The 23,474-nt window shown below is 44.0% G+C and carries 21 protein-coding genes; 20 read left to right on the top strand and 1 reads right to left on the bottom strand.

The window, feature by feature from the left end:
- Positions 1–35 precede the first annotated feature (35 nt).
- The 4 genes from icmF (at position 36) to pyrG (ending at position 6,403) form a co-directional block, all read left to right on the top strand.
- A complete protein-coding gene (gene icmF / locus AC4QJR_RS27280; protein ID WP_496524851.1) occupies positions 36–3,281 on the top strand; it encodes a fused isobutyryl-CoA mutase/GTPase IcmF in 3,246 nt (1,081 codons plus the stop codon).
- A gap of 209 nt (positions 3,282–3,490) precedes the next feature.
- Complete coding sequence (locus AC4QJR_RS27275; RefSeq protein WP_375374621.1) at positions 3,491–3,676, top strand: hypothetical protein; 186 nt, start codon at positions 3,491–3,493, stop codon at positions 3,674–3,676.
- A gap of 314 nt (positions 3,677–3,990) precedes the next feature.
- Positions 3,991–4,566, top strand: a complete 576-nt coding sequence (rpoE, locus tag AC4QJR_RS27270; protein WP_496524850.1) for a DNA-directed RNA polymerase subunit delta — start codon at positions 3,991–3,993, stop codon at positions 4,564–4,566.
- 241 nt (positions 4,567–4,807) lie between these two features.
- Positions 4,808–6,403, top strand: coding sequence for a CTP synthase (gene pyrG, locus AC4QJR_RS27265; protein ID WP_098571548.1), 1,596 nt, complete (start codon positions 4,808–4,810; stop codon positions 6,401–6,403).
- Positions 6,404–6,671: 268 nt separating this feature from the next.
- On the opposite strand, the gene AC4QJR_RS27260 is transcribed toward pyrG, so the two are convergent.
- A complete protein-coding gene (locus AC4QJR_RS27260; RefSeq protein ID WP_496524849.1) occupies positions 6,672–7,193 on the bottom strand; it encodes a DUF2529 domain-containing protein in 522 nt (173 codons plus the stop codon).
- 170 nt (positions 7,194–7,363) lie between these two features.
- On the opposite strand from AC4QJR_RS27260, the gene AC4QJR_RS27255 reads away from it, so the two are divergent.
- From AC4QJR_RS27255 to AC4QJR_RS27180, 16 genes are all read left to right on the top strand, one after another.
- A complete protein-coding gene (locus AC4QJR_RS27255) occupies positions 7,364–7,735 on the top strand; it encodes a response regulator (protein ID WP_026568193.1) in 372 nt (123 codons plus the stop codon).
- A 248-nt stretch (positions 7,736–7,983) separates the two neighbouring features.
- Positions 7,984–8,841 carry a class II fructose-bisphosphate aldolase gene (locus tag AC4QJR_RS27250; RefSeq protein ID WP_496524848.1) on the top strand — a complete coding sequence of 286 codons (858 nt, stop codon included), beginning with the start codon at positions 7,984–7,986 and terminating at the stop codon, positions 8,839–8,841.
- Positions 8,842–8,984: 143 nt separating this feature from the next.
- The gene (gene fsa / locus AC4QJR_RS27245; protein ID WP_251459557.1) at positions 8,985–9,635 is read left to right on the top strand and encodes a fructose-6-phosphate aldolase; all 651 of its coding nucleotides are present in this window, start codon (positions 8,985–8,987) and stop codon (positions 9,633–9,635) included.
- A gap of 182 nt (positions 9,636–9,817) precedes the next feature.
- Positions 9,818–11,104, top strand: coding sequence for a UDP-N-acetylglucosamine 1-carboxyvinyltransferase (gene murA, locus AC4QJR_RS27240; RefSeq protein WP_098571544.1), 1,287 nt, complete (start codon positions 9,818–9,820; stop codon positions 11,102–11,104).
- Positions 11,105–11,192: 88 nt separating this feature from the next.
- Entirely contained in the window at positions 11,193–12,155 is a 963-nt protein-coding gene (glpX, locus tag AC4QJR_RS27235) for a class II fructose-bisphosphatase (protein WP_026568197.1), read from the top strand.
- A 368-nt stretch (positions 12,156–12,523) separates the two neighbouring features.
- A complete protein-coding gene (gene rho, locus AC4QJR_RS27230; RefSeq protein WP_496524847.1) occupies positions 12,524–13,789 on the top strand; it encodes a transcription termination factor Rho in 1,266 nt (421 codons plus the stop codon).
- A gap of 240 nt (positions 13,790–14,029) precedes the next feature.
- Complete coding sequence (gene rpmE, locus AC4QJR_RS27225) at positions 14,030–14,245, top strand: 50S ribosomal protein L31 (RefSeq protein WP_026568199.1); 216 nt, start codon at positions 14,030–14,032, stop codon at positions 14,243–14,245.
- A gap of 110 nt (positions 14,246–14,355) precedes the next feature.
- Positions 14,356–14,973: a thymidine kinase gene (locus AC4QJR_RS27220; protein ID WP_375374713.1), complete on the top strand. Its 618-nt coding sequence runs from the start codon at positions 14,356–14,358 to the stop codon at positions 14,971–14,973.
- Positions 14,974–15,212: 239 nt separating this feature from the next.
- Positions 15,213–15,848, top strand: a complete 636-nt coding sequence (locus AC4QJR_RS27215) for a hypothetical protein (RefSeq protein ID WP_496524846.1) — start codon at positions 15,213–15,215, stop codon at positions 15,846–15,848.
- A 128-nt stretch (positions 15,849–15,976) separates the two neighbouring features.
- Positions 15,977–16,600 (top strand): TetR/AcrR family transcriptional regulator, encoded by a 624-nt coding sequence (locus AC4QJR_RS27210; RefSeq protein ID WP_496524845.1) that lies wholly within the window; start codon positions 15,977–15,979, stop codon positions 16,598–16,600.
- Positions 16,601–16,620: 20 nt separating this feature from the next.
- Entirely contained in the window at positions 16,621–18,132 is a 1,512-nt protein-coding gene (locus AC4QJR_RS27205) for a DHA2 family efflux MFS transporter permease subunit (RefSeq protein WP_496524844.1), read from the top strand.
- A gap of 361 nt (positions 18,133–18,493) precedes the next feature.
- Positions 18,494–19,567, top strand: coding sequence for a peptide chain release factor 1 (gene prfA, locus AC4QJR_RS27200; RefSeq protein ID WP_375374612.1), 1,074 nt, complete (start codon positions 18,494–18,496; stop codon positions 19,565–19,567).
- A complete protein-coding gene (gene prmC / locus AC4QJR_RS27195) occupies positions 19,560–20,486 on the top strand; it encodes a peptide chain release factor N(5)-glutamine methyltransferase (protein ID WP_496524843.1) in 927 nt (308 codons plus the stop codon). The genes prfA and prmC overlap by 8 nt, the downstream gene beginning before the upstream one ends.
- A gap of 117 nt (positions 20,487–20,603) precedes the next feature.
- Entirely contained in the window at positions 20,604–21,572 is a 969-nt protein-coding gene (gene spoIIR / locus AC4QJR_RS27190) for a stage II sporulation protein R (protein WP_496524842.1), read from the top strand.
- Between the two features lie 132 nt (positions 21,573–21,704).
- Positions 21,705–22,151, top strand: a complete 447-nt coding sequence (locus AC4QJR_RS27185; protein ID WP_496524841.1) for a GNAT family N-acetyltransferase — start codon at positions 21,705–21,707, stop codon at positions 22,149–22,151.
- 184 nt (positions 22,152–22,335) lie between these two features.
- A complete protein-coding gene (locus AC4QJR_RS27180) occupies positions 22,336–23,379 on the top strand; it encodes an L-threonylcarbamoyladenylate synthase (protein WP_496524840.1) in 1,044 nt (347 codons plus the stop codon).
- Positions 23,380–23,474 lie beyond the last annotated feature (95 nt).

Raw genomic sequence — 23,474 nt, 5'->3', positions numbered from 1 at the left:
AAGTTTAATACAGCCTATAAAAAAGGGGGAGAACGATGGGGAATTATCAACCGAAACATCATATTCGCTTTGTCACAGCTTCGAGTTTGTTTGACGGGCATGATGCTTCCATCAATATTATGAGGCGGATTCTTCAGGCGAGCGGGGCGGAGGTCATCCATCTCGGCCATAATCGCTCAGTAGAGGAAGTCGTGAACGCGGCGATCCAGGAGGATGTGCAGGGAATTGCAATCTCTTCATATCAAGGCGGGCATGTCGAGTATTTCAAATATATGTACGATTTGTTGAAAGAAAAAGGTGCACCGAATATTCGTATTTTTGGCGGCGGCGGCGGGGTAATTATCCCGCGCGAAATCGATGAGCTCCATGAGTATGGGATTTCGTGGATCTTCTCCCCTGAGGATGGCCGCAGGATGGGGCTGCAGGGCATGATTGACCGGATGATTGAGGAGTGCGATTTTGCGACGGTCCCGCACGATGTAGCCAATCAAATCGAGAAGCTGCCGAGTGGGGATGTCAATGCGGTGGCAAAGCTGATCACGATTGCGGAGCTTCATGTCGATGGGACGAATGAAGCAGCGGCAACGGCTGAGCGAGTGCTCGATCAAGTGAAGTCACTCGAGAAAGAGATTCCTGTCGTTGGGATTACGGGAACGGGCGGTGCCGGGAAAAGTTCATTGACCGATGAATTAATCCGCCGCTTTATTAATGAACTACCTGATAAAAAGGTAGCGATTCTGTCAGTTGATCCGACGAAGCAAAAGACGGGGGGCGCCCTGCTTGGGGACCGAATCCGCATGAATGCGATTTTTTCCCCGAACGTGTATATGCGCTCGCTGGCTACAAGGAGTTCCAAAAGTGAACTTTCACTGGCCATTAAGGATGCGGTTGCCGTTACGAAGGCAGCTGGCTTTGATCTCGTCATTGTCGAGACGAGCGGAATTGGCCAGGGAGATGCGGGAATTACGGAGATTTGCGATGTTTCTTTGTATGTAATGACGAGTGAGTTTGGGGCCCCGTCCCAGCTCGAGAAGATTGACATGATTGATTTTGCGGACCTGATTGTTATCAATAAGTTTGAGCGCAAGGGCTCGGAGGACGCGAAGCGCCAGGTGCAAAAGCAATACCAGCGCAGCCATATGCTGTTTGAAAAAGACATTGATGACATGCCGGTATATGGAACGATTGCGAGTCAGTTTAATGACCCGGGGACAAATGGATTGTTTGCAGCACTGATTGAAAAAATTAACGATAAAATGGGCACGGGCTGGGTGACTAATTTTACTAAAGATGCCTTAGTGGAAAAACAGAACGTGATTATCCCAACCGACCGCCGTTATTATTTACGGGAAATTTCTGAAACGGTGCGCGGCTATCACCGGAAAGCGGAAGAACAGGCGGGGATTGCCCGGAAGTTATTCCAGTTAGAAGGGGCGATGGAAGCGGTCAGCGATGCGGCAGTGATTGTAGCGTTAGAGGCGGTTAAGCAAGAGACGGAAGCAAAACTGACACCTGAATCCCGAAAAATTCTTGAGGGCTGGGCAAAAACGCGGGAGGCGTATTCCGGCGACAAGTTCGTGACGAGAATCCGTGATAAAGAGATTATTACCGTGTTGAGATCGAAAAGCTTATCAGGGCTCGATATTCCGAAAGTAGTGCTGCCAAAGTATAAGGATTACGGGGAAATTCTTCACTGGGTTTACCAGGAAAACGTCCCGGGTTCATTCCCATATACGGCTGGGGTATTTCCGTTTAAGCGCGAAGGCGAGGATCCGAAACGCCAGTTTGCTGGGGAAGGAACACCGGAGCGTACGAATCGCCGTTTCCACTATTTATCGAAGGATGATGAGGCGAAACGCTTAAGTACGGCGTTTGACTCGGTGACACTGTATGGTGAAGACCCGGATCACCGCCCGGATATTTTCGGGAAGGTCGGCGAAAGCGGTGTCAGTGTTTGTACACTAGATGATATGAAAAAGTTGTATGACGGCTTTGATTTATGTCATCCGTCAACATCGGTATCCATGACTATTAACGGCCCCGCACCGATTATTCTAGCAATGTTTATGAATACAGCGATTGATCAGCAGGTGCAGAGGAAGGAAGCCGAGCTTGGCCGGGTGTTAACGATGGAGGAATTTGCGGAAGTTCGTGCCTATACACTCCGTACGGTGCGCGGTACGGTGCAGGCTGATATTTTAAAAGAAGACCAAGGTCAAAATACATGTATCTTCTCAACGGAATTTGCACTGCGGATGATGGGCGATATTCAGCAATATTTCATTGACCATCAAGTGCGCAACTATTATTCCGTCTCGATTTCGGGGTATCATATTGCCGAAGCAGGCGCCAATCCGATTTCACAGCTAGCGTTTACGTTGTCGAATGGGTTTACGTATGTCGAGTACTATTTGAGCCGCGGTATGAAGATTGATGATTTTGCACCGAACTTGTCCTTCTTCTTCTCAAATGGCCTGGATCCGGAGTATACCGTAATTGGCCGGGTGGCCCGCCGTATTTGGGCGACAGTGATGCGCGATAAATATGGGGCAAACGAACGAAGTCAAAAATTGAAATACCATGTTCAGACGTCGGGGCGTTCGCTGCATGCGCAGGAAATTGACTTTAATGATATTCGGACAACACTGCAGGCGTTAATGGCGTTGCAAGATAATTGTAATTCCCTTCATACGAATGCTTATGATGAGGCGATTACAACGCCAACTGAGGAATCGGTACGCCGTGCGATGGCGATTCAGATGATTATTACGAAAGAGCATGGCTTATCCAAAAATGAAAATCCGCTCCAAGGATCATTTATTGTGGAGGAGTTAACGGATCTAGTGGAGGAAGCGGTATTACAGGAATTTGAACGCTTGAATGACCGCGGCGGTGTGCTTGGGTCCATGGAGACCCAGTATCAGCGCGGCAAAATTCAGGATGAATCGATGTATTATGAAATGAAAAAACACACGGGTGAATTACCGATTATCGGTGTGAATACGTATTTGAATCCAAATCCTCCGTCAGAAGAAGACGTCAATAATATGGAATTAGCGCGCGCGTCTTACGAAGAGAAGGAACTGCAAATTCAAAATCTGCGTGCCTTCCAGGAAAGTCATGCAGCGTCGGCGGGAGAAGCATTGCAACGTTTGAAAGAAGCTGCCGTCAAAAATGGCAATATCTTTGCCGAGCTAATGGAAACCGTCCAAGTCGCCAGCCTCGGCCAAATCACTAGAGCTCTTTACGAAGTCGGCGGGCAATATCGCAGGAATATGTAAGTAAGAAAAGCGCAAGTGCCCTGTTCAGCACTGGAGCTGGACAATTTTTAAAGTCGAAAATTATTTCTTATCATTTAGGGTGTCAGGCACACATGGTGCCTGACACCAATTTTTGTAATAAAACTTCTTTTATGAGATATTATTATTTGCGGTGATCTTATATAATGATTTAGCGTACATACTTCGAGGGATTTGGGCAGGTGGAGCAAATGAGGTTTAGTTATATTTTAATCATTTTAGTTGTGTTTGCCTGGCCGTTAAATTATCTCTATCAACGTCAGTTGGGAGCAGTCTCGTTCTTCTTGCTAGCAATCTTCTTTCTAGTGATTGCGCTGAAAGAGATGAAAAAGCAGAAGCAGGCAAAGAAAAAAGATGGAAAAAGACCTCGTCCATAAAAATTCAGATGAAACAACTCACTAGCACTAGCATAAACCGGAAGAATTTGTTTATAATGAAGAATATGCAAATTTTACGAGAAAAGCGGAAGCGACCGTTTTGCGCACGACAGGACTGGAGCACTCCGAACGAGATAAAGGAAACACGAAGAGCGTAAGCGATTCGATGTTGACTTATCGTAGGAGGAGGGCGAAGTACACTAGTCGCAGGGAGCTGGAGCTAGACAGTTCTCCATTTCTATCATATATCAATTTATTGATAGTCCGTTATTCACTCATTTAAGAGTGTTAAATAGAGAAAGGAAGTGCCGATATTGAGTTTAGCACAATACTCAAAAGAGGAATTACAAGAATTTTCCCTAATGGAAATGGCTTATGAATACTTGAAAAATAGTAAACAGCCGATTGCCTTTAATGAACTAGTAGAAGAAATTAAACAAGCTTCAGGGATTTCTGATGATGAAGTTCGTTCCCGACTTGCTCAATTTTACACCGACATCAATGTGGATGGCCGTTTCCTTTCATTAGGAAGTAACCGCTGGGGACTTCGTGTCTGGTATCCAGTCGATACAGCTGAAGAAGAAGTGGTTGCCGTTGTGAAACCGAAGAAGAAGAAGGCGAAGAAGGTTGTCGATGAAGACGATCTCGAAGATTTCGATGAAGTCGATGAGATTGAAGATGACTTTGATGACTTTGATGATGAAGATGATCTACTTGATGATGAAGAAGATCTTGATATCGATGAAGATGATGATCTTGATCTTGACGACGATGATGATGCCATTGAAGATGATCTTGACATTGAATTGGATGAAGAAGATGATCTTGACGATGACCTTGAGGATGAAGAAGAAGAATTTGATGATGAGGAAGAAGTCAAAGAAGATTAATCCACTTGACTTTTTTTCCACGCCCTTGTATTATCTTTTTTGGGCTCCTTAAAAAGAGGACGATACATTATTTACTTATAATACGCTCCCTACCACAAGTAGGCGAGCGTTTTTTATTGTTCAAAAAACTCATGTTCCACGGAGTTTTTTCATTTTTTACGGGCGTAAGGAAAATATTTTTTTACAAAAACCCTTAAACAAACTGAATAATGTACAAACTGTATAAGAGGGGGAAATATTTATGACAAAATATATTTTTGTAACTGGTGGTGTGGTTTCATCACTAGGAAAAGGAATTACGGCAGCATCATTAGGCCGTTTATTGAAAAATCGGGGCGTGAATGTAACCATTCAAAAATTCGACCCATACATTAACGTCGACCCGGGAACGATGAGTCCTTATCAGCACGGTGAAGTGTTCGTAACAGGTGATGGCGCTGAAACCGATTTGGACTTAGGCCACTATGAGCGTTTTATCGACATCAACTTAAACAAGTATTCGAACGTAACAACCGGAAAAATTTATTCAACGGTTTTACGGAAAGAGCGCCGTGGTGATTATTTAGGGGCAACGGTTCAGGTTATTCCGCATATCACCAATGAAATTAAGGAACGTTGCTTCCGTGCCGGGAAAGAAACAAATGCTGATGTCGTGATCACGGAAATCGGCGGAACGGTAGGGGACATTGAATCTCTTCCATTCCTTGAAGCGATTCGCCAAATCAAGAGCGATATCGGTTCCGAAAATGTAATGTACATTCACTGTACATTAATTCCGTACATCAAGGCAGCGGGCGAAATGAAAACAAAGCCGACCCAGCATAGCGTCAAAGAACTGCGCAGTCTTGGTATTCAGCCAAATATTATTGTTGTGCGTACAGAAATGCCGGTTTCACAGGACATGAAGGATAAAATTGCCTTGTTCTGTGATATTGACTCAAAAGCTGTGATTGAATGTATGGACGCAGACACGCTGTATTCGATCCCACTTGCCCTTCAAGAGCAAAACATGGATCAAATCGTGTGTGACCATTTGAAATTATCCGTAAAAGAAGCGGATATGACCGAGTGGAAAGTACTCGTAGACCGCGTAACTCATCTTTCCGGCAAGACACGTATTGGTCTAGTCGGAAAATATGTGGAACTTCAAGATGCTTATATTTCTGTGGTTGAAGCAATGAAACATGCAGGCTATGCGTTTGATGCCGATGTGGAAATCAAATGGATTAATTCAGAAGATGTGACCCGTGAAAATGTAGCGGAACTATTGGATGATGTGGATGGAGTTCTTGTTCCAGGCGGCTTTGGTGACCGCGGGATTGAAGGGAAAATTGAAGCGACTCGTTATGCTCGTGAGCAGAAGAAGCCGTTCCTTGGTATTTGTTTAGGAATGCAGCTGGCAACCATTGAATTTGCCCGTAATGTGCTTGGATTGGAAGGGGCGCATTCCGCAGAATTTGTACCGGAAACAGCTTATCCAATCATTGATTTACTCCCTGAACAGAAAGATGTGGAGGATTTGGGCGGAACATTGCGTCTTGGTCTATATCCAGCTCGTATTGTTGAGGGTACGAAGGCGTTTGAAGCGTATGACGAAGAGGTTGTTTATGAGCGTCACCGTCATCGCTATGAATTTAACAATCATTTCCGTAAAGACATGGAAGCAGCAGGCTTCATTTTCTCAGGCACTAGCCCAGACGGCCGCTTAGTGGAAATTGTTGAGTTGAAGGACCATCCGTGGTTTGTGGCATCACAATTCCATCCGGAGTTTGTCTCAAGACCAAATCGTCCACAGCCGTTATTCCGTGACTTTATTAAAGCATCATTGCAAAAATAAGGAAGTATTCAGGACCAGTTATCTGGTCCTTATTTTTTTGGTATCATTTTTTGGTGTCAGGCACCAGTAGGTAGATTTCCAAAAATTGTCTATTTGTACAAAACACCTCAATATTTGTACAAAAGTATGGAAAACTTGTACATAACCTTGCGAAATATCAACAAAAGTGTCCCGAAATGGTACAAAACTCCTTAAAAGTCGAACAACCCCAAGTTTACCCCCCGGGAAATAATCGAGGGCAATAAAAAAACGGGTCCAAAACCCGCTTTTACTCTTCATATTCTGCCAAAATCTCTTCAATCGTAAATTTCAAGCCGTAATAAACGAACAAAGCTGCCATCGAAGAGGGATATCCGTACCGATTTCCTTCATCATCTGGGAGCAAGGCTTTGGTCAGCCGCAAATCAATCAGGAGATCCGCTGATTCTTGTAAGAGTTCACCACCCGGAACGGAGGTCGCCACCGCAACAAATGGAATTCCTTTTTCGCGAAGCTGTTCGGCAAGCTTAAGTCCAGACTCATCATTAGAATAACGCGTGAACATCAATATACGATCGGATTCGGTTAATTCCTCAACGCTGTCAAAAATCTTGGCACCCGAAAACGGTTCTGCCCCTTCCAAAGCCTCGAACTCGACCGCTTTCATTTCCTTTGTAGTAAAAATATATATAGACCCATCGCCAACCGGTGCCTGGGCAAGCAAGCGGGCTCCGTCTTCAAACGAATATTCTTCTTTTTCTTCAAGCCGTTTAAACAAACCGGTTAATTGGGTAGTAAACATTTTTAACATAAAAACCCTCCTTTTCACCCTTTTATTATAAGCGTTTTTTCGATATTGCAAAAATATTAACAAATTCCGAGAAATTTTGCAGGAGATTATTTTCCAAATAGAGAAATATAACAAGTGATAAATAGTGGGATAATAAAAATGCATCAAGTAAACAAGGAAGAGGTGGAGTTATGAAAGAGAAAATTTTAATCGTTGATGATCAGTTTGGCATTAGAATTTTACTAAATGAAGTGTTTCAAAAAGAGGGGTATCAAACATATCAGGCAGCCAATGGCATTCAGGCCCTTGAAATTGTGACAAAACATGACCCCGACCTTGTCCTATTGGATATGAAAATCCCTGGAATGGATGGAATTGAAATTTTAAAACGAATGAAGGTAATTGACCCGGATATCCGCGTCATTATTATGACAGCTTATGGTGAACTGGATATGATTCAAGAGGCCAAGGATCTTGGTGCGATTACCCATTTTGCTAAGCCGTTTGATATTGATGATATACGCGCAGCTGTTAGGAAACACATTCCCCAAAAAATGAATTAAATTTCGTTTTTTGGCCTTGAAATATAAGGAAAGTGCTTACATAGAAAATGGGCGCGCTTTCATTATGACAGTTTACAAAACTGCATTTAAATAATGGCATTTCGCCCCCTGGTTTGATATGATACATATGAACTTTTTACTGGTTGTTTATCTTTTTCAAGGAATACATAATCCGTAAAATTGAGGGAAAACCTTAATATGGAAGACCGAATTGAAAAGATATCTGCCTAATTTAAGGAGGAATAGAAATGCCATTAGTTTCCATGAAAGAAATGCTCATTAAAGCCAAAGCTGAAGGCTATGCGGTTGGGCAATTTAACTTAAATAACTTAGAATTTACTCAAGCGATTCTTCAAGCTGCACAAGCTGAGAATTCACCTGTAATTCTTGGTGTTTCTGAAGGGGCAGCTCGTTATATGTCCGGCTTCAAAACAGTTGTAAAAATGGTTGAAGGCTTAATGGAAGATTTGAAAATTACCGTTCCTGTAGCAATTCACCTTGACCACGGTTCAAGCTTTGATAAGTGTAAAGAAGCGATTGATGCAGGTTTCACATCTGTTATGATCGATGCTTCCCACCACCCATTTGAAGAAAATATTGAAATTACTTCAAAAGTAGTTGATTATGCACATTCAAAAGGTGTGTCTGTTGAAGCGGAATTAGGAACTGTTGGCGGCCAGGAAGACGACGTTGTTGCTGATGGCGTTATCTACGCAGATCCTAAAGAATGTGAAGAGTTAGTAAAACGCACAGGTATCGACTGTCTTGCACCTGCTTTAGGTTCTGTTCATGGTCCTTACAAGGGTGAACCAAACCTTGGTTTTGCTGAAATGGAAGAAATCGGAAACATTACTGGCCTTCCATTAGTCCTTCACGGCGGTACTGGTATCCCATTAAAAGATATCCAAAAATCTGTTTCTCTTGGAACAGCGAAAATCAACGTGAACACTGAAAACCAAATCGCATCTGCAAAAGCAGTACGTGAAACATTAGCTGCGAAGCCAGAAGAGTACGATCCACGTAAATATTTAGGACCAGCTCGCGATGCGATCAAAGAAACAGTTATCGGCAAAATCCGCGAATTCGGTTCTGCAGGTAAAGCTTAATCGAACAATGGCAAATGTCTAACTACATTTCATATTTGTTCTAGAATATGATAAAATGTAAACCGTCCTGGTAGTACTATTAGGACGGTTTTATTCTGTGAAAAGAAATTTGAATATTTAGTCGGAAAATGGAGGGATTAATTATGAAATTTTTTATTGATACAGCTAATTTAGACGAGATACGCGAAGCCCATGACCTTGGATTACTTGCAGGTGTAACTACTAATCCATCATTAGTCGCTAGAGAAAAAGGTGTTTCTTTTCACGACCGCTTAAGAGAAATTACGGCACTTGTCCCTGGCTCTGTTAGTGCAGAAGTTATTGCGCTTGATGCAGAAGGCATGATTCGAGAAGGCAGAGAGCTTGCAGCAATCGCTCCGAATATTACCGTAAAAGTTCCAATGACTCCAGATGGGTTAAAAGCGACTCATGCTTTTGCACAAGAAGGAATCAAAACAAACGTAACCCTCATTTTTAGTCCGAACCAGGCCTTACTTGCGGCAAGAGCTGGAGCCACCTATGTTTCTCCATTTCTAGGCAGATTAGATGATATCGGCCAAAACGGTTTAGATCTAATTTCAACTATTTCAGACATCTTCAACGTGCATGGCATTGAATCAGAAATCATTGCAGCCTCCATTCGTAATCCAATTCACGTCACAGAAGCAGCGTTACGAGGCGCTCATATTGCAACCATTCCATACAAAGTATTAATGGGATTATTCCATCATCCATTAACAGATAAAGGGATTGAAGGCTTCTTAAAAGATTGGAATTCCCGAACAGAAGCATAATTATTCCCATTTCGTGTAAATTTTTTTAATTGCCATACATGAAAATAAAAATTTGGTGTAAACTAAAGGATAGACAAGTTGTCGGATTTTGACTTTTAATGCAGGAAAAATATACCTAGAGCCTCATTTCGTAATAAGCGGATTGTACCGTTTGACTTACAGGGCTTAGAAGGGAGTCGAATATGGAAAAACTTAAAATTGCGGGTGGCTATCCGTTAAAGGGAACGGTTCGGATCAGCGGGGCGAAAAATAGTGCTGTTGCGTTAATCCCTGCAACCATTTTAGCGGAATCACCAGTGACAATTGAGGGATTGCCGGACATTTCAGACGTTGAAATCTTGAAGGACCTCCTTGAAGAAATCGGCGGTAACGTTCAGCTTTCTGATAACGAGATGACGGTTGACCCATCGACCATGATTTCCATGCCCCTGCCAAACGGGAAAGTAAAAAAGCTCCGTGCTTCTTATTACTTAATGGGTGCTATGCTTGGCCGTTTTAAAAAGGCAGTCATTGGCCTTCCTGGCGGATGCTATTTAGGTCCAAGACCGATTGATCAACATATTAAAGGTTTCGAAGCACTCGGGGCTCAAATTACCAATGAGCAAGGTGCGATTTATTTGCGTGCGGACGAGCTTCGCGGTGCCCGTATTTACCTTGATGTGGTCAGTGTGGGTGCGACCATTAATATCATGCTGGCAGCGGTTCGCGCCAAAGGGCGGACGGTCATTGAAAATGCGGCGAAGGAACCGGAAATCATTGATGTCGCGACATTGTTAACGAGTATGGGTGCGAAGATTAAAGGGGCTGGAACGGACGTCATTCGTATCGACGGTGTGGAAGCGCTTCATGGCTGTCGTCACACGATTATTCCAGACCGGATTGAAGCTGGCACGTATATGATTTTGGGTGCCGCAGTGGGCGAGGGTGTCCTCATCGACAACGTTATCCCGCAGCATTTAGAATCATTGATTGCCAAATTGCGAGAAATGGGTGTCCATGTGGAGTCTGGCGATGACCAAGTGTTTGTGGATGGGTCTTCGAAATTGAAGGCCGTCGATATCAAGACGCTCGTCTATCCTGGATTTCCAACCGATCTCCAGCAGCCATTTACCACCCTTTTGACAAGAGCGACCGGCTCAAGTGTCGTAACTGACACGATTTACGGTGCCCGTTTCAAGCATATTGATGAACTGCGTAGAATGAACGGCAACATTAAAGTTGAAGGTCGTTCTGCCATCATCAATGGTCCAGTTCAATTGCAGGGGGCGAAAGTGAAGGCAAGTGATCTCAGGGCAGGAGCAGCACTGTTCATTGCCGGCCTGATGGCAGAGGGAATTACCGAAGTAACCGGGCTCGAGCACATTGACCGCGGCTACAGCGACCTCGTCGGAAAACTAAATGGACTCGGCGCCACAGTTTGGCGGGAAGCGTTAACGAAGGAAGAAGTAGAACAGATGAAGAATAATTGATTTTTACCATATGGATAAAGCTTAGGCGTTGACTATAAGCTACTGAAGTTGAAGAGACATCTAAAGAGACTTAAGGGAGATGGAGACGATGGAAAGAAGTTTAACGATGGAGCTTGTCCGTGTCACAGAAGCCGCAGCACTTGCTTCAGCCCGCTGGATGGGCCGTGGGAAGAAAGATGAGGCAGACGGTGCAGCGACTTCGGCCATGCGTGATGTGTTTGACACCGTGCCAATGAAGGGAACTGTCGTAATCGGTGAAGGGGAAATGGATGAAGCACCGATGCTTTATATTGGCGAGAAACTAGGGACAGGCTATGGTCCGCGTGTTGACGTTGCGGTTGATCCGCTCGAAGGCACCAATATTTTAGCATCAGGCGGCTGGAATGCCTTAGCGGTTCTAGCGGTCGCAGACCATGGAAATCTTCTTCATGCTCCTGATATGTATATGGAAAAAATTGCGGTTGGCCCTGAAGCAGTCGGACATATTGATATCAATGCGTCTGTTCTTGATAACTTAAAAGCTGTGGCCAAAGCGAAGAATAAAGATATCGAGGATGTTGTGGCGACTGTCTTAAATCGTCCGCGTCATGAGCATATCATTGCCCAGCTTCGTGAGGCTGGCGCACGGATCAAATTGATTAACGATGGTGACGTTGCAGGTGCGATTAATACTGCCTTTGACAATACCGGCGTCGATATTCTCTTTGGCTCTGGCGGTGCCCCTGAAGGCGTTCTTTCAGCGGTGGCGTTAAAATGTCTTGGCGGTGAAATCATCGGAAAATTACTGCCGCAAAGTGATGCGGAACTAGAGCGATGCATCAAAATGGGACTCGATGTTAATCGTGTCCTCCGGATGGAAGACCTGGTAAAAGGTGATGACGCTATTTTTGCTGCAACTGGGGTCACAGACGGCGAATTACTGCGCGGTGTTCAATTCAAAGGCTCATACGGCTCAACACACTCCATCGTCATGCGTGCCAAATCAGGCACCGTCCGCTTCGTCGAAGGCCGTCACAGCTTAAAGAAAAAACCAAACCTAGTGATTAAATAAACGGTGCCAAAAGTAAGGGTGCCTGACACCAATTGGGTGTCAGGCACCCTTCATGGCATCATCACTTAAATTACAGGCTGTGTTAAAACGCCCGCGAACCGCTCGCGATTGGAACGGAAATCAACAGACAAGTTTAACGCTGCCAATAACTCCTATTACACTCCATTAGGGATTATCCTACAAGAAGAAATTCCCAATGAACGAAAATAGAAAAATAAGTTGATTAATTTTTTGCATAGAGGGTAAAATAGTAATTGTTTTATTATGCATTATATCTGCAATTCTATTCATTTCATTTCTACTTCTATCATTATTCCTCAACTCTCTTAATAACATCGGATTGAAAAAAATAAAAGTGTGGTGCACAAATGGAATTAACAATTTCAAGTTTAGAAAATATGAAGCTGAAGGAACTTTATGAGCTGGCACGCGAATACAAAGTGACCTACTACAGCAAATTAACAAAAAAAGAATTAATTTTTGCCATCCTGAAATCCCGCGCGGAACAGCAAGGATACTTTTTCATGGAAGGCGTCTTAGAAATTATTCAGTCAGAAGGATTTGGATTCCTACGACCAATCAATTACTCGCCAAGCTCAGAAGATATCTACATTTCTGCATCGCAAATCCGCCGCTTCGACCTTCGTAATGGGGATAAAGTTTCCGGTAAGGTACGACCTCCGAAAGAAAATGAGCGTTATTATGGACTATTGCACGTAGAAGCCGTGAACGGGGAAGATCCGGAATCGGCGAAGGAACGGGTATACTTCCCAGGCCTGACACCGCTTTATCCTAACCGCCAGATGAAATTGGAGACTACTCCAAAATATCTTTCGACAAGGATTATGGATGTCATCGCACCGGTTGGTTTTGGGCAGCGTGGATTGATCGTTGCACCTCCAAAGGCAGGTAAAACGATGCTGTTAAAAGAAATCGCCAACAGCATTACGACGAACCATCCGGAAGTCGAATTGATCATGCTATTGATTGACGAGCGTCCAGAGGAAGTAACCGATATTGAGCGTTCGGTTGCTGGGGATGTGGTTAGTTCGACATTTGATGAAGTACCGGAAAACCATATTAAAGTGGCGGAACTTGTACTCGATCGCGCGATGCGTTTAGTCGAACATAAGCGTGATGTGGTCATCCTGATGGATAGTATTACGCGTCTTGCCCGTGCCTATAACTTAGTGATTCCGCCAAGCGGCCGGACACTTTCCGGGGGGATTGACCCGGCAGCATTCCACCGTCCGAAGCGTTTCTTCGGGGCTGCTCGTAATATTGAAGAGGGCGGCAGCTTGACGATTCTGGCGACTGCGCTGGTCGATACCGGCTCACGGATGGATGACGTCATTTATGAGGAATTTAAGGGGACAGGTAATATGGAACTGCATCTCGATCGTTCGCTTGCAGAGCGCCGTATTTTCCCTGCGCTTGATATCCGCCGCTCTGGTACTCGTAAGGAAGAGCTTCTTATTCCGAAGGATCATTTGGACAAATTATGGGCAATCCGTAAATCCATGTCCGATTCACCAGATTTTGCGGAGCGTTTCTTGAAAAAATTACGCCAGACCAAGTCGAATGAGGAGTTCTTTGCCCAATTAGGGGAAGAGCTGAAAGCGAGACGCTCGTAGCCTTATTGAGGGAGCGCTGAAAACAAGCCGGACCTGGTTAACTTAGTTCGGGACAAGCCTGGTAGAGGGGCTTGGATAGGTTCCTTTTTAAAAAAAGAACCAACAAATCCCAACTTGCAAAAATAGGATGCCCTTGTTATAATGGGTGCAGTGTGTTTTTAGTATTTCAGTGCTTGTCTTCGGACAGGTGCTTTATATAACTCTGTTTCGAATGATTCAGGGCGGAAGGAGATGAAAAGAATGAAAGCAGGAATTCATCCAAATTATAAAACAGTAACGGTGTCATGTGCATGTGGTAATACATTTGAAACTGGTTCTGTTAAAAACGAAATTCGTGTTGAGACTTGTTCAGAATGTCATCCATTCTACACTGGTCGTCAAAAATTCGCTGAAGCTGGCGGACGTGTTGACCGTTTCAACAAGAAATATGGCATCAAAACTCAACAGCAACAATAATTGTAAAACAGTACAGGCAAGAAGCAACACTTACTTGCCTGTTTTTTATTTAAATAAATTCACTTTTTGAAATAGATTTTATGGTTTTGTTAGGAAGGAGACGCCGTTTTATGTATTTAATGAAGCAAAGCGGATGGGTTGAGGTTATCTGTGGCAGTATGTTTTCTGGAAAATCGGAGGAATTGATCCGCCGTGTGAGACGGGCTCAGTTCGCTAAACAAAAGATTGCTGTGTTTAAGCCGAAAATTGATAATCGCTATCACGATCAACAGGTTGTGTCCCATAATGGTTCTTCTTTTCATGCGAAGCCAATTGCTCATTCGATGGAGATTCTCCACCATGTGGAAGCCGATATCGATATTATTGCGATTGATGAGGTTCAGTTTTTTGATGAAGGAATTGTGCGGATTGTGCAGCAGCTGGCAGACAGCGGCCATCGTGTGGTTTGTGCCGGTTTGGATATGGATTTCCGCGGCGAGCCGTTTGGTCAGATGCCGGCGTTGATGGCAATTGCTGAATCAGTGACGAAGCTGCAGGCGGTCTGTTCGGTGTGTGGTTCACCATCAAGCCGAACGCAGCGCTTGATTGATGGACATCCAGCCTCTTACCATGACCCAGTCATCTTAGTGGGCGCCTCCGAGGCATACGAGCCACGCTGCCGCCATCACCACGAAGTCCCAAAGACTGCAGTCTCCCGGACAAGCATCGAGCAAGAAGCAACAAATTAATATCAGGGTGTCGTCAGTTTACATAATTAGTGCCTGACACCGTAAATGAGCTTAACACTGTGATTAACTACAACTGTCTGAGAAGGGGATTCTCGGGCAGTTTTTTTGTTTGGTTAGGGATTGTGGTTTTTGGTTTTTGGTGTGATTTTTGGGCTTTGGCGGAATTGTTGGATGGTTTGGCGAAAATGTCTTTGAGTTGGGCGAAATCTCGGGTGTGTTCGGCGAGATTCCGATGGAGGTTGGCGAGATTCAGCACAGGTTCGGCGAAATCCCATTCTAAGCAGCAGCCGAATTTTACTGCTTGGAAAGATTTCACTCGTCCAGTTGCAGCAAACTCCGGGCATGATAGTAATGGGAGGTGTAAGATGCAAAAGTTTTTGTTGTTTCTCTCATTATGTATGATGTTTTTAGTCAGCGGCTGTAATGGGAATGAAGGTGGGAATCATGGCAATGAAGCGGCATATGACCTTAAGAATGACCGGTCGGGACCAAATTATGTGTCCAACCGCGACGGCAAAACGCCAGCAAATATGTCCAACCGCGGTGAGAATAAGCAGCGGATGGTGGAAGATGATATTACCAACCAAAATCCTAATTTCCTCAACCTGAATCGGACGGGGAGCGGCTCTGAAACGGGCGGCGGAAAAGACACAGGCGAAGATATCAATAAGGCAAAACAAGTGATTGCTAATTCAAAGGAATTTACGGCCGATTCGGTCTGGGTCAATGGTGACCGGATGTGGGTATCTGTTTATAAAAAGGGAATACAGTCTGAGCAGGGAAAAGTGAAGACGGAGGCCCGGCTTCATCACAAACTAATTCAGGCTTTGCCGCGCTATAAAATAGAGGTACGCGTAAAGGAAGATCGTAGGTAGCATGCTCTGAATTTCAGGGCATGTTTTTTTAGTGGTATGACACACTGTCACTTTTTTGTTGACACATGACAAGGTGTCATATATAATCAGTTTATGACAAGATGTCACATGCGTATAGGAGCGAAGCAATGCCAAAACAAACCTACTTTCACTTACCGAAAGATAAGCAGGACAAATTAATTGAAGCTGCTAAAGAGGAATTCTCCAGAGTCCCATTACATGAAGCATCAATTGCAAATATCATCAAAAGTGCGGGAATTCCAAGAGGGAGCTTTTACCAATATTTTGAGGATAAAGAGGATATTTATTATTTCTTGTTGAACCAACTTGCGCAAAAAAATAGTGATCGATTTATTGGGATCCTTAAAGAAAAGAATGGGGATCTATTTGAGACCTATATGGAATCATTTCAATTTCTAATAACATTCCATAAAAATCAAGAACACCAAAACTTTTTTAAATATGCGTTTTTAAATATGAATTATAAAGTAGAGAAAACTTTCGCCAATCATGTTTATGAGCAAAATCAAAAAACTCAGTTTTTAAATACAGTCAGCCTCATCAATAGAGAAAATTTAAACGTCGAAAGTGATGAAGAACTACACCATATTTTAAAAATGATGGGTGCTGTAACCTTTCAGAATTTAATCCAAATGATTGTAAAAGAATGGTCGGATGAAGAAGCGCTGAGGAATTATAGAGAGCAAATGGACTTACTAAAAAGAGGATTTCATAAAAAAGAATCTAAATAAAGGACAAGGGGATAGGATAGATGGATACAACATTACAACAAAGAAAACCGCCATATTTAATGATCGCAATTTTATTTATTGGGGCCATGGTGTCTTTTCTCAATAACTCACTATTAAATGTAGCGCTGCCATCGATTATGGTGGACTTAAAAATAAAAGATTATTCAACGGTTCAGTGGTTATCGACAGGATATATGCTGGTCAGTGGGATATTAATTCCTGCATCAGCCTTTTTATTAACACGTTTTTCAAATCGTCGCTTATTTATTACATCGATGGCCATTTTTACCCTGGGGACTGCAGTGGCGGCCTTTGCGCCAAACTTTGGACTGCTGCTCACAGGGCGAATGATTCAAGCAGCAGGCTCTTCGGTCATGGGACCATTATTAATGAATATTATGTTAGTAAGTTTTCCACGTGAACAGCGTGGGACGGCAATGGGTATTTTTGGATTAGTTATGATTACAGCCCCGGCAATTGGCCCTACATTATCAGGTTATATTGTCGAGTACTATGACTGGCGCGTTCTTTTTGAAATGATTTTACCGTTAGCGGTCATTAGTTTATTATTAGCTGTTTGGAAACTTGAAAATGTAATGGAACAAAACAAAAGTGCAAAACTTGATTATATTTCTGTGGTATTATCTAGTATTGGATTTGGCGGCTTGCTATACGGCTTTAGTTCGGCGAGTTCAGATGGATGGACTGATACAATTGTCTTAACTACATTAATCGTGGGTGGGATCGCGCTCCTAGCCTTCATTGTTCGTCAATTAAAAATGAAAGAGCCATTATTAGATTTGCGTGTATACAAGTACCCAATGTTTGCGCTTGGTTCGGTTATTGCGATTGTGAACGCAGTTGCCATGTTTTCTGGTATGATTTTAACACCGGCTTATGTTCAAAATATACGGGGGATTTCACCACTTGATTCAGGTTTAATGATGCTGCCTGGTGCCATTGTGATGGGGATTATGATGCCAATTACAGGGAAGCTGTTTGATAAATTTGGTCCACGTATTCTAGCGGTAGTCGGACTTGTGGTTACAGCGATATCAACTTACATGCTAGCAAACTTGCAAATTGATTCTAGTTACACCTATATTGTTCTTGTTTACACATTAAGGATGTTCGGTATGTCAATGGTCATGATGCCAATCATGACAAACGGGCTAAATCAATTACCAACACGCTTAAACCCACATGGGACAGCGATCAACAATACAGCACAGCAAGTGTCTGGTTCGATTGGTACCGCTATTCTGATTACGATCATGAATTCTGTGACAAAAACAGAAGCTACCAGCTTAATGGACGGGGTCGATCCGACAACGCTGACAGAAGCTTCTACTGCTCTATTAACTAAGCAAGCATTATTAGCTGGTATTCAATATTCATTTTATGTTACTCTTGCCATTAATATTGTCGCGCTTGTATTAGCCTTATTCGTTAAACGTGTGGATACAAGTGAAGCAGTGGTCAAACAGCTAGACCGGCAAGAAAACAACCAAATGAAGCCTGCAGCCCTTTAATAAAAATTGATCTTTTAGGCTGGCTTATCGTGATGACGGTAAGCCAGCTTTTTTTTAAAATTAGGCTTTGTTAAAGGTGAATATTGATTTTGGCACTCTGTTGATTGGAGTGGAAGGCACGAAGACTCTTGCGGGAGTACGGGTCAGGGGAGACCCCGCAGGAGCACAGCGACGAGGAGGCTCCCCGGCACGCCCGCGGAAAGCGAAGTGCCTGGAACGGAAATCAACAGACTAGTTAAACACAGCCTAAAATTGAAAAATCAATTACGAAAAAATATCCCCCTAGAATTTGGTTTTGACGGTTGTTTTCACCTATACTATAATTAGAATGTTATGGACAAAAAATTGAGGTGAATTGACTGTGTTTGATCGTCTTCAATCGGTGGAAGATCGCTATGATAAGTTAAATGAACTTTTGAGCGACCCAGAGATTATTAATGATTCAAAAAAACTACGTGATTATTCAAAAGAACAATCTGATATACAAGAAACAGTACAAACGTATCGTGAATATAAAGAGGCGCGCGCACAGCTTCAGGATGCGAAAGCGATGCTGGATGAAAAGCTGGATGCTGAGATGCGTGAAATGGTGAAGGAAGAAGTTAACGAACTGGAAGCGCAAATCGTGGATTTGGAAGCGAAGATGAAGATCTTGTTGATTCCGAAGGATCCAAACGATGACAAAAACGTTATCTTTGAAATCCGCGGTGCAGCGGGCGGAGACGAGGCGGCTTTGTTTGCTGGAAATTTATATCGCATGTACAGCCGTTTTGCGGAAGCGCAAGGCTGGAAGATTGATGTACTTGATGCGAGTCCGACTGGTCTTGGTGGATACAAGGAAATCAGCTTTATGATTAACGGCCAGGGCGCTTATTCAAAATTGAAGTTTGAAAACGGCGCGCACCGTGTACAGCGTGTTCCGGAGACGGAATCAAGCGGCCGGATTCATACGTCAACGGCGACAGTGGTTTGTTTGCCTGAAGCAGAAGAAGTAGACGTAGAAATCAATGATAAAGATATCCGTTTTGATGCGTTTGCATCGAGCGGCGCCGGCGGACAGTCCGTTAATACAACGATGTCAGCGGTTCGTTTAACGCATATTCCGACGGGGATTGTTGTTTCGATTCAAGATGAGAAATCGCAGCATAAGAATAAGGATAAGGCGATGAAGGTACTACGTGCCCGCATTTATGATAAGTACCAGCAGGAAGCACAAGCGGAGTATGATTCTGTGCGTAAATCAGCGGTTGGTACGGGTGATCGTTCAGAACGGATTCGCACGTACAACTTCCCGCAAAACCGGGTGACGGACCACCGCATCGGCTTAACGATTCAAAAGCTTGATCAAATTTTGGAAGGCAAGCTCGATGATATCATCGATGCGCTGATTATGGATGATCAAGCGCGCAGGCTGGAAGATTCCTCAAATGAGTAAAAAAGTATTCGAAGCTCTTCAATGGGCTTCTTCTTTTTTAGGTCCAGCGGGTAGGGATGCCAATGCGGGTGAGCTTTTGCTGCGCCATTTCACTGGGATGAGCCGGGCGCAGTTGTTTGCGAATATGCGTGATGAGTTAGCGCCGGGTGTGTGGGAGGATTTTGAACAAGCGGTTTTTGACCATGTGAAGGGTGTGCCGGTCCAGTATATTATCGGGACAGAGGAGTTTTACGGACGGCCGTTTCTTGTCAATGAAGAGGTACTGATCCCGAGACCGGAAACTGAAGAACTCGTTTACGGTGCCCTCCAACGCATCAAGCGGCTGTTTGGCGGCGAGAAGCAAGTCATCAAGCTGGCCGACATCGGAACCGGCAGCGGCGCCATCGCCATCACCATGAAGCTAGAAGAAGCGGAACTAAGGGTGGTGTCAGGCACCGATAATGGCACCGATAGTACTGCGGAGCCAGTGTTAATGGTGTCAGGCACCGATATTGCGGAGGTGTCTTTGGCTGTGGCGCGGGAGAATGCGGAGCTGCTTGGGGCTGAGGTGGAGTTTTTGCAGGGGGATTTGCTGTGGCCGTTTTTGGAGAGTGGGACCCGGTTTGATGTGGTTCTCTCGAATCCGCCTTATATTCCGCTCGGGGATATCACGACGATGTCGGAGGTTGTGACGGAGCATGAACCGCATCGGGCATTGTTTGCGGGGACGGATGGCTTGGATTTCTACCGCCGCTTTATGATCGAGTTGCCGCAGGTGTTAGAAACGCGTGCGCTGGTTGGTTTCGAGATTGGGGCCGGTCAGGGCGAAGCGGTAGCGGAGCTTTTGCGAAAGGCTTTTGAAGGCTCCAAAGTGGAGATCGTGAATGATATTAATGGCAGGGACCGGATGGTGTTTGCGGAGATTGGCTTCGGAGATTAGGCTCCGAAGCCTTTTTTTTAGGTCATGAAAATTGCCTACACGAATCTCATAAATATATTAAAATTTAATAGTTTAAGATTCTGGCATTTTGTCCAAAATGAAGATATCGAAGGGACGGTGCTAGAATTGAAAAGTAAAATGATTGTTTGGGGATATCTTATCGTACTATCATTAGGAACGATGTTGAATTTATATATGCCAAAGACGGAAGCAGCTCAGAAGGAATCCATTGTGATTCCTGGGGAAGCGATTCGGCTCAGAATTCTAGCGAATAGTGATTTTGAAAAGGATCAAGCGATTAAGCGGAAGGTACGCGATGCAGTGAATGCGCAGATTACACTGTGGGTACAGGATTTAACGTCGATGGAAGAGGCAAGAAAGGTCATCAATGCGAAGCTTCCTGAGATTCAAACAATATCGGAAAAGGTGGTTCGTGACCAAGGGTCGACGCAGTCGGTGAAAGTCGAATTTGGTAAGGTTCAGTTTCCAACGAAATTATATGGTCAATTTTTATACCCAGCAGGGGAATATCAGGCGATTTTAATTACATTAGGTGAAGGTGAAGGCGCGAACTGGTGGTGTGTGCTTTATCCACCATTATGCTTCCTTGACTTTTCAAATGGTGTGGCTGTAAGTGATGGGTTTGAAGAGAAGAAGGCAAAAGCAAAAACAGTGAAAGCAAAAAAAGTGAAAGCGGAAAAGCTGCAGGCAAAGGTGGAAAAGGGGAAAGAAAAAGCAAACGAGACGGATGATGAAGAAAAAGTGGCCATGGTTAAGGATGAGTCGGAGAGTAAAGCGGCTAAGGTGAACGAGGAAACCGTGGTAAAGGAAGAAAAAGCGGCTGTGCAGCACGAACCTGTTGAAGAGAAGAAAGGAAAAGTTGTTGAGAAAAAAGATCAAGTCGTGAAAAAGCCGGAAAGGCTGATTGAAAAAGAGAAGCCTGTGTTCAATGAGATTATGATTGAGGACGAGGGAGAGTCAGTGGAAGTGGCTAAGAAGGAAGCGCCTGTGTATACTTCCGAAGATGAAAAGCCGGTAGAAGTGAAGTTTTTCGTAGTAGAGATGTGGGAGAAGATGTTTAACTAGACCAGTTCCAATCGAGGAGCTGGTTTTTTTGTGTTATGAATAAATTTACTAGATTCCTGAATCTAGCGGTTCTATTTGTTCTAGTTCATCCATATTCATAGAGTAGAATCTTAAAAAGAGGTGGATGATTGGATGCAGGCATTGATTCGCAGGGCTAAAAAAGAGGACTTAGGCAATTTACAGGCGTTTTTATCGAGGGCGGGGCTGGGGACGGATGGATTAAATGACGATTCGATTGACTATTTTTTGTTGTTAGAGAATGAAGATGGGACATTAAAGGGGACGCTTGGGATGGAGGCGTACACGGAATTTGGATTATTGCGTTCCCTTGTGGTGGCACCTGGACAAGCGGAGAAGGAAATCTTCGTCCTATTTGATCAAATGGTCCAATTGGCGAATGAAAAGGGGATGAAAGATTTGTTTTTGGCAACAAATAAGAGTGTGGCTTTACCATTTTTTGAGTTAATGGGCTTTCAGAGAGTTGAACGGGAGGAATTACCTAACGAATTTTATCAGTCAGAACATATTCGACACGTTTTAAATGTGGATAACTCATTATTTTTAAAATTTTCATTGTAATTGTGGATATATCCACAAAGTTATCCACTTTTTCACGGAAGTTGTGCACAATTTGTGGATAAGGCTTGAATTTATACACAGCTTCTTTTATACTTTCAAACGTATTAAGTGAAAAATATGAGTCTAGGTGACTAAATTCGCCAAATTTCGCTAGTAGACTCGTTTGAGATAAAGGTGGATAACTATGAACACGAAAGTTTGGAAAGTGGATAAATATGTGGATAACCTTGAAAATAATCCACAAGTTGTGGATGCAGCGAATTTTTTAAGGGATAACGAAGTGGTCGCTTTGCCGACGGAGACAGTTTATGGCCTGGGCGGGAATGCGAAAAGTGATGCGGCAGTGGAAAAGATTTTTGCCGCGAAAGGCAGGCCGAGTGATAATCCACTGATTATCCACATTGCGGAAAAAAATCAGTTGACCGCGTTTGTGGCTGAGGTACCGGAGAAAGCGGAACGATTAATAGAAGCTTTTTGGCCGGGCCCGTTGACGATTATTTTTAAAAAGAAAGAAGGAGTCCTTTCAGAAACAGCAACAGCAGGCTTAGCGACGGTTGCGGTCAGGATGCCGGACCACCCTGTTGCGCTGGCGCTGTTGAAAAGTTGTGGATTGCCGATTGCGGCGCCGAGTGCGAACAGTTCGGGCAAGCCGAGTCCAACGACCGCCGATCATGTTTTGGACGACTTAAATGGAAAAATTGCTGGAGTGATTGATGGCGGTGCGACAGGAATTGGCGTGGAATCAACGGTAGTTGATTGTACGGAGACCATACCGGTGATTTTGCGGCCAGGCGGGGTAACGAAAGAACAGCTCGAATCCGTTGTGGGTGTGGTTCATGTCGATGCTGCATTAACCGATGAAGCGGCACGGCCGAAGGCACCAGGCATGAAATACCGCCACTACGCCCCGAATGCCCCGCTTTTTATGGTGTCAGGCACCACGGAATTTCTTCAAGTATTAGTAGAAGAAAAGCGGCAGGAAGGGGTGCGGGTCGGAGTGCTGACGACGGAAGAGAATGCCCAGTTGTTCGAGGCTGATGTGGTGCTTGCGTGCGGGAGGCGGGCAGAGCTGGAAACAGTGGCCGCTGCACTTTATGACACGTTACGAAGATTTAATCAGGAAAAGGTCGACGTTATTTTTAGTGAAATCTTTCCGAGCACAGGTGTCGGACATGCCATCATGAACCGCCTTCAGAAAGCTGCGGGAAATAAATTGATTACAGAATAACACAGCCACCAGGTTCTCCTCTTAATAGGGGGCTGGTGGTTTTTTGGTGTCAATTTTTTGGTGTCATTTATGGTGTCAGGCACCATTAATCATAT

The sequence above is a fragment of the Neobacillus sp. BP17 genome, assembly GCF_059579525.1.
The sequence above is the reverse complement of the archived record's forward strand: the minus strand, read 5'-3'. Positions and strand labels throughout refer to the sequence as shown.

What these genes read in the sequence shown, in the direction of transcription:
- icmF (WP_496524851.1), top strand. Translation starts at nt 36, where the DNA reads ATGGGGAATTATCAACCGAAACATCATATTCGCTTTGTCACAGCTTCG.
- AC4QJR_RS27275 (WP_375374621.1), top strand. Translation starts at nt 3,491, where the DNA reads ATGAGGTTTAGTTATATTTTAATCATTTTAGTTGTGTTTGCCTGGCCG.
- pyrG (WP_098571548.1), top strand. Translation starts at nt 4,808, where the DNA reads ATGACAAAATATATTTTTGTAACTGGTGGTGTGGTTTCATCACTAGGA.
- AC4QJR_RS27260 (WP_496524849.1), bottom strand. Translation starts at nt 7,193, where the DNA reads ATGTTAAAAATGTTTACTACCCAATTAACCGGTTTGTTTAAACGGCTT.
- AC4QJR_RS27255 (WP_026568193.1), top strand. Translation starts at nt 7,364, where the DNA reads ATGAAAGAGAAAATTTTAATCGTTGATGATCAGTTTGGCATTAGAATT.
- AC4QJR_RS27250 (WP_496524848.1), top strand. Translation starts at nt 7,984, where the DNA reads ATGCCATTAGTTTCCATGAAAGAAATGCTCATTAAAGCCAAAGCTGAA.
- fsa (WP_251459557.1), top strand. Translation starts at nt 8,985, where the DNA reads ATGAAATTTTTTATTGATACAGCTAATTTAGACGAGATACGCGAAGCC.
- murA (WP_098571544.1), top strand. Translation starts at nt 9,818, where the DNA reads ATGGAAAAACTTAAAATTGCGGGTGGCTATCCGTTAAAGGGAACGGTT.
- glpX (WP_026568197.1), top strand. Translation starts at nt 11,193, where the DNA reads ATGGAAAGAAGTTTAACGATGGAGCTTGTCCGTGTCACAGAAGCCGCA.
- rho (WP_496524847.1), top strand. Translation starts at nt 12,524, where the DNA reads ATGGAATTAACAATTTCAAGTTTAGAAAATATGAAGCTGAAGGAACTT.
- rpmE (WP_026568199.1), top strand. Translation starts at nt 14,030, where the DNA reads ATGAAAGCAGGAATTCATCCAAATTATAAAACAGTAACGGTGTCATGT.
- AC4QJR_RS27220 (WP_375374713.1), top strand. Translation starts at nt 14,356, where the DNA reads ATGTATTTAATGAAGCAAAGCGGATGGGTTGAGGTTATCTGTGGCAGT.
- AC4QJR_RS27210 (WP_496524845.1), top strand. Translation starts at nt 15,977, where the DNA reads ATGCCAAAACAAACCTACTTTCACTTACCGAAAGATAAGCAGGACAAA.
- AC4QJR_RS27205 (WP_496524844.1), top strand. Translation starts at nt 16,621, where the DNA reads ATGGATACAACATTACAACAAAGAAAACCGCCATATTTAATGATCGCA.
- prmC (WP_496524843.1), top strand. Translation starts at nt 19,560, where the DNA reads ATGAGTAAAAAAGTATTCGAAGCTCTTCAATGGGCTTCTTCTTTTTTA.
- AC4QJR_RS27185 (WP_496524841.1), top strand. Translation starts at nt 21,705, where the DNA reads ATGCAGGCATTGATTCGCAGGGCTAAAAAAGAGGACTTAGGCAATTTA.
- AC4QJR_RS27180 (WP_496524840.1), top strand. Translation starts at nt 22,336, where the DNA reads ATGAACACGAAAGTTTGGAAAGTGGATAAATATGTGGATAACCTTGAA.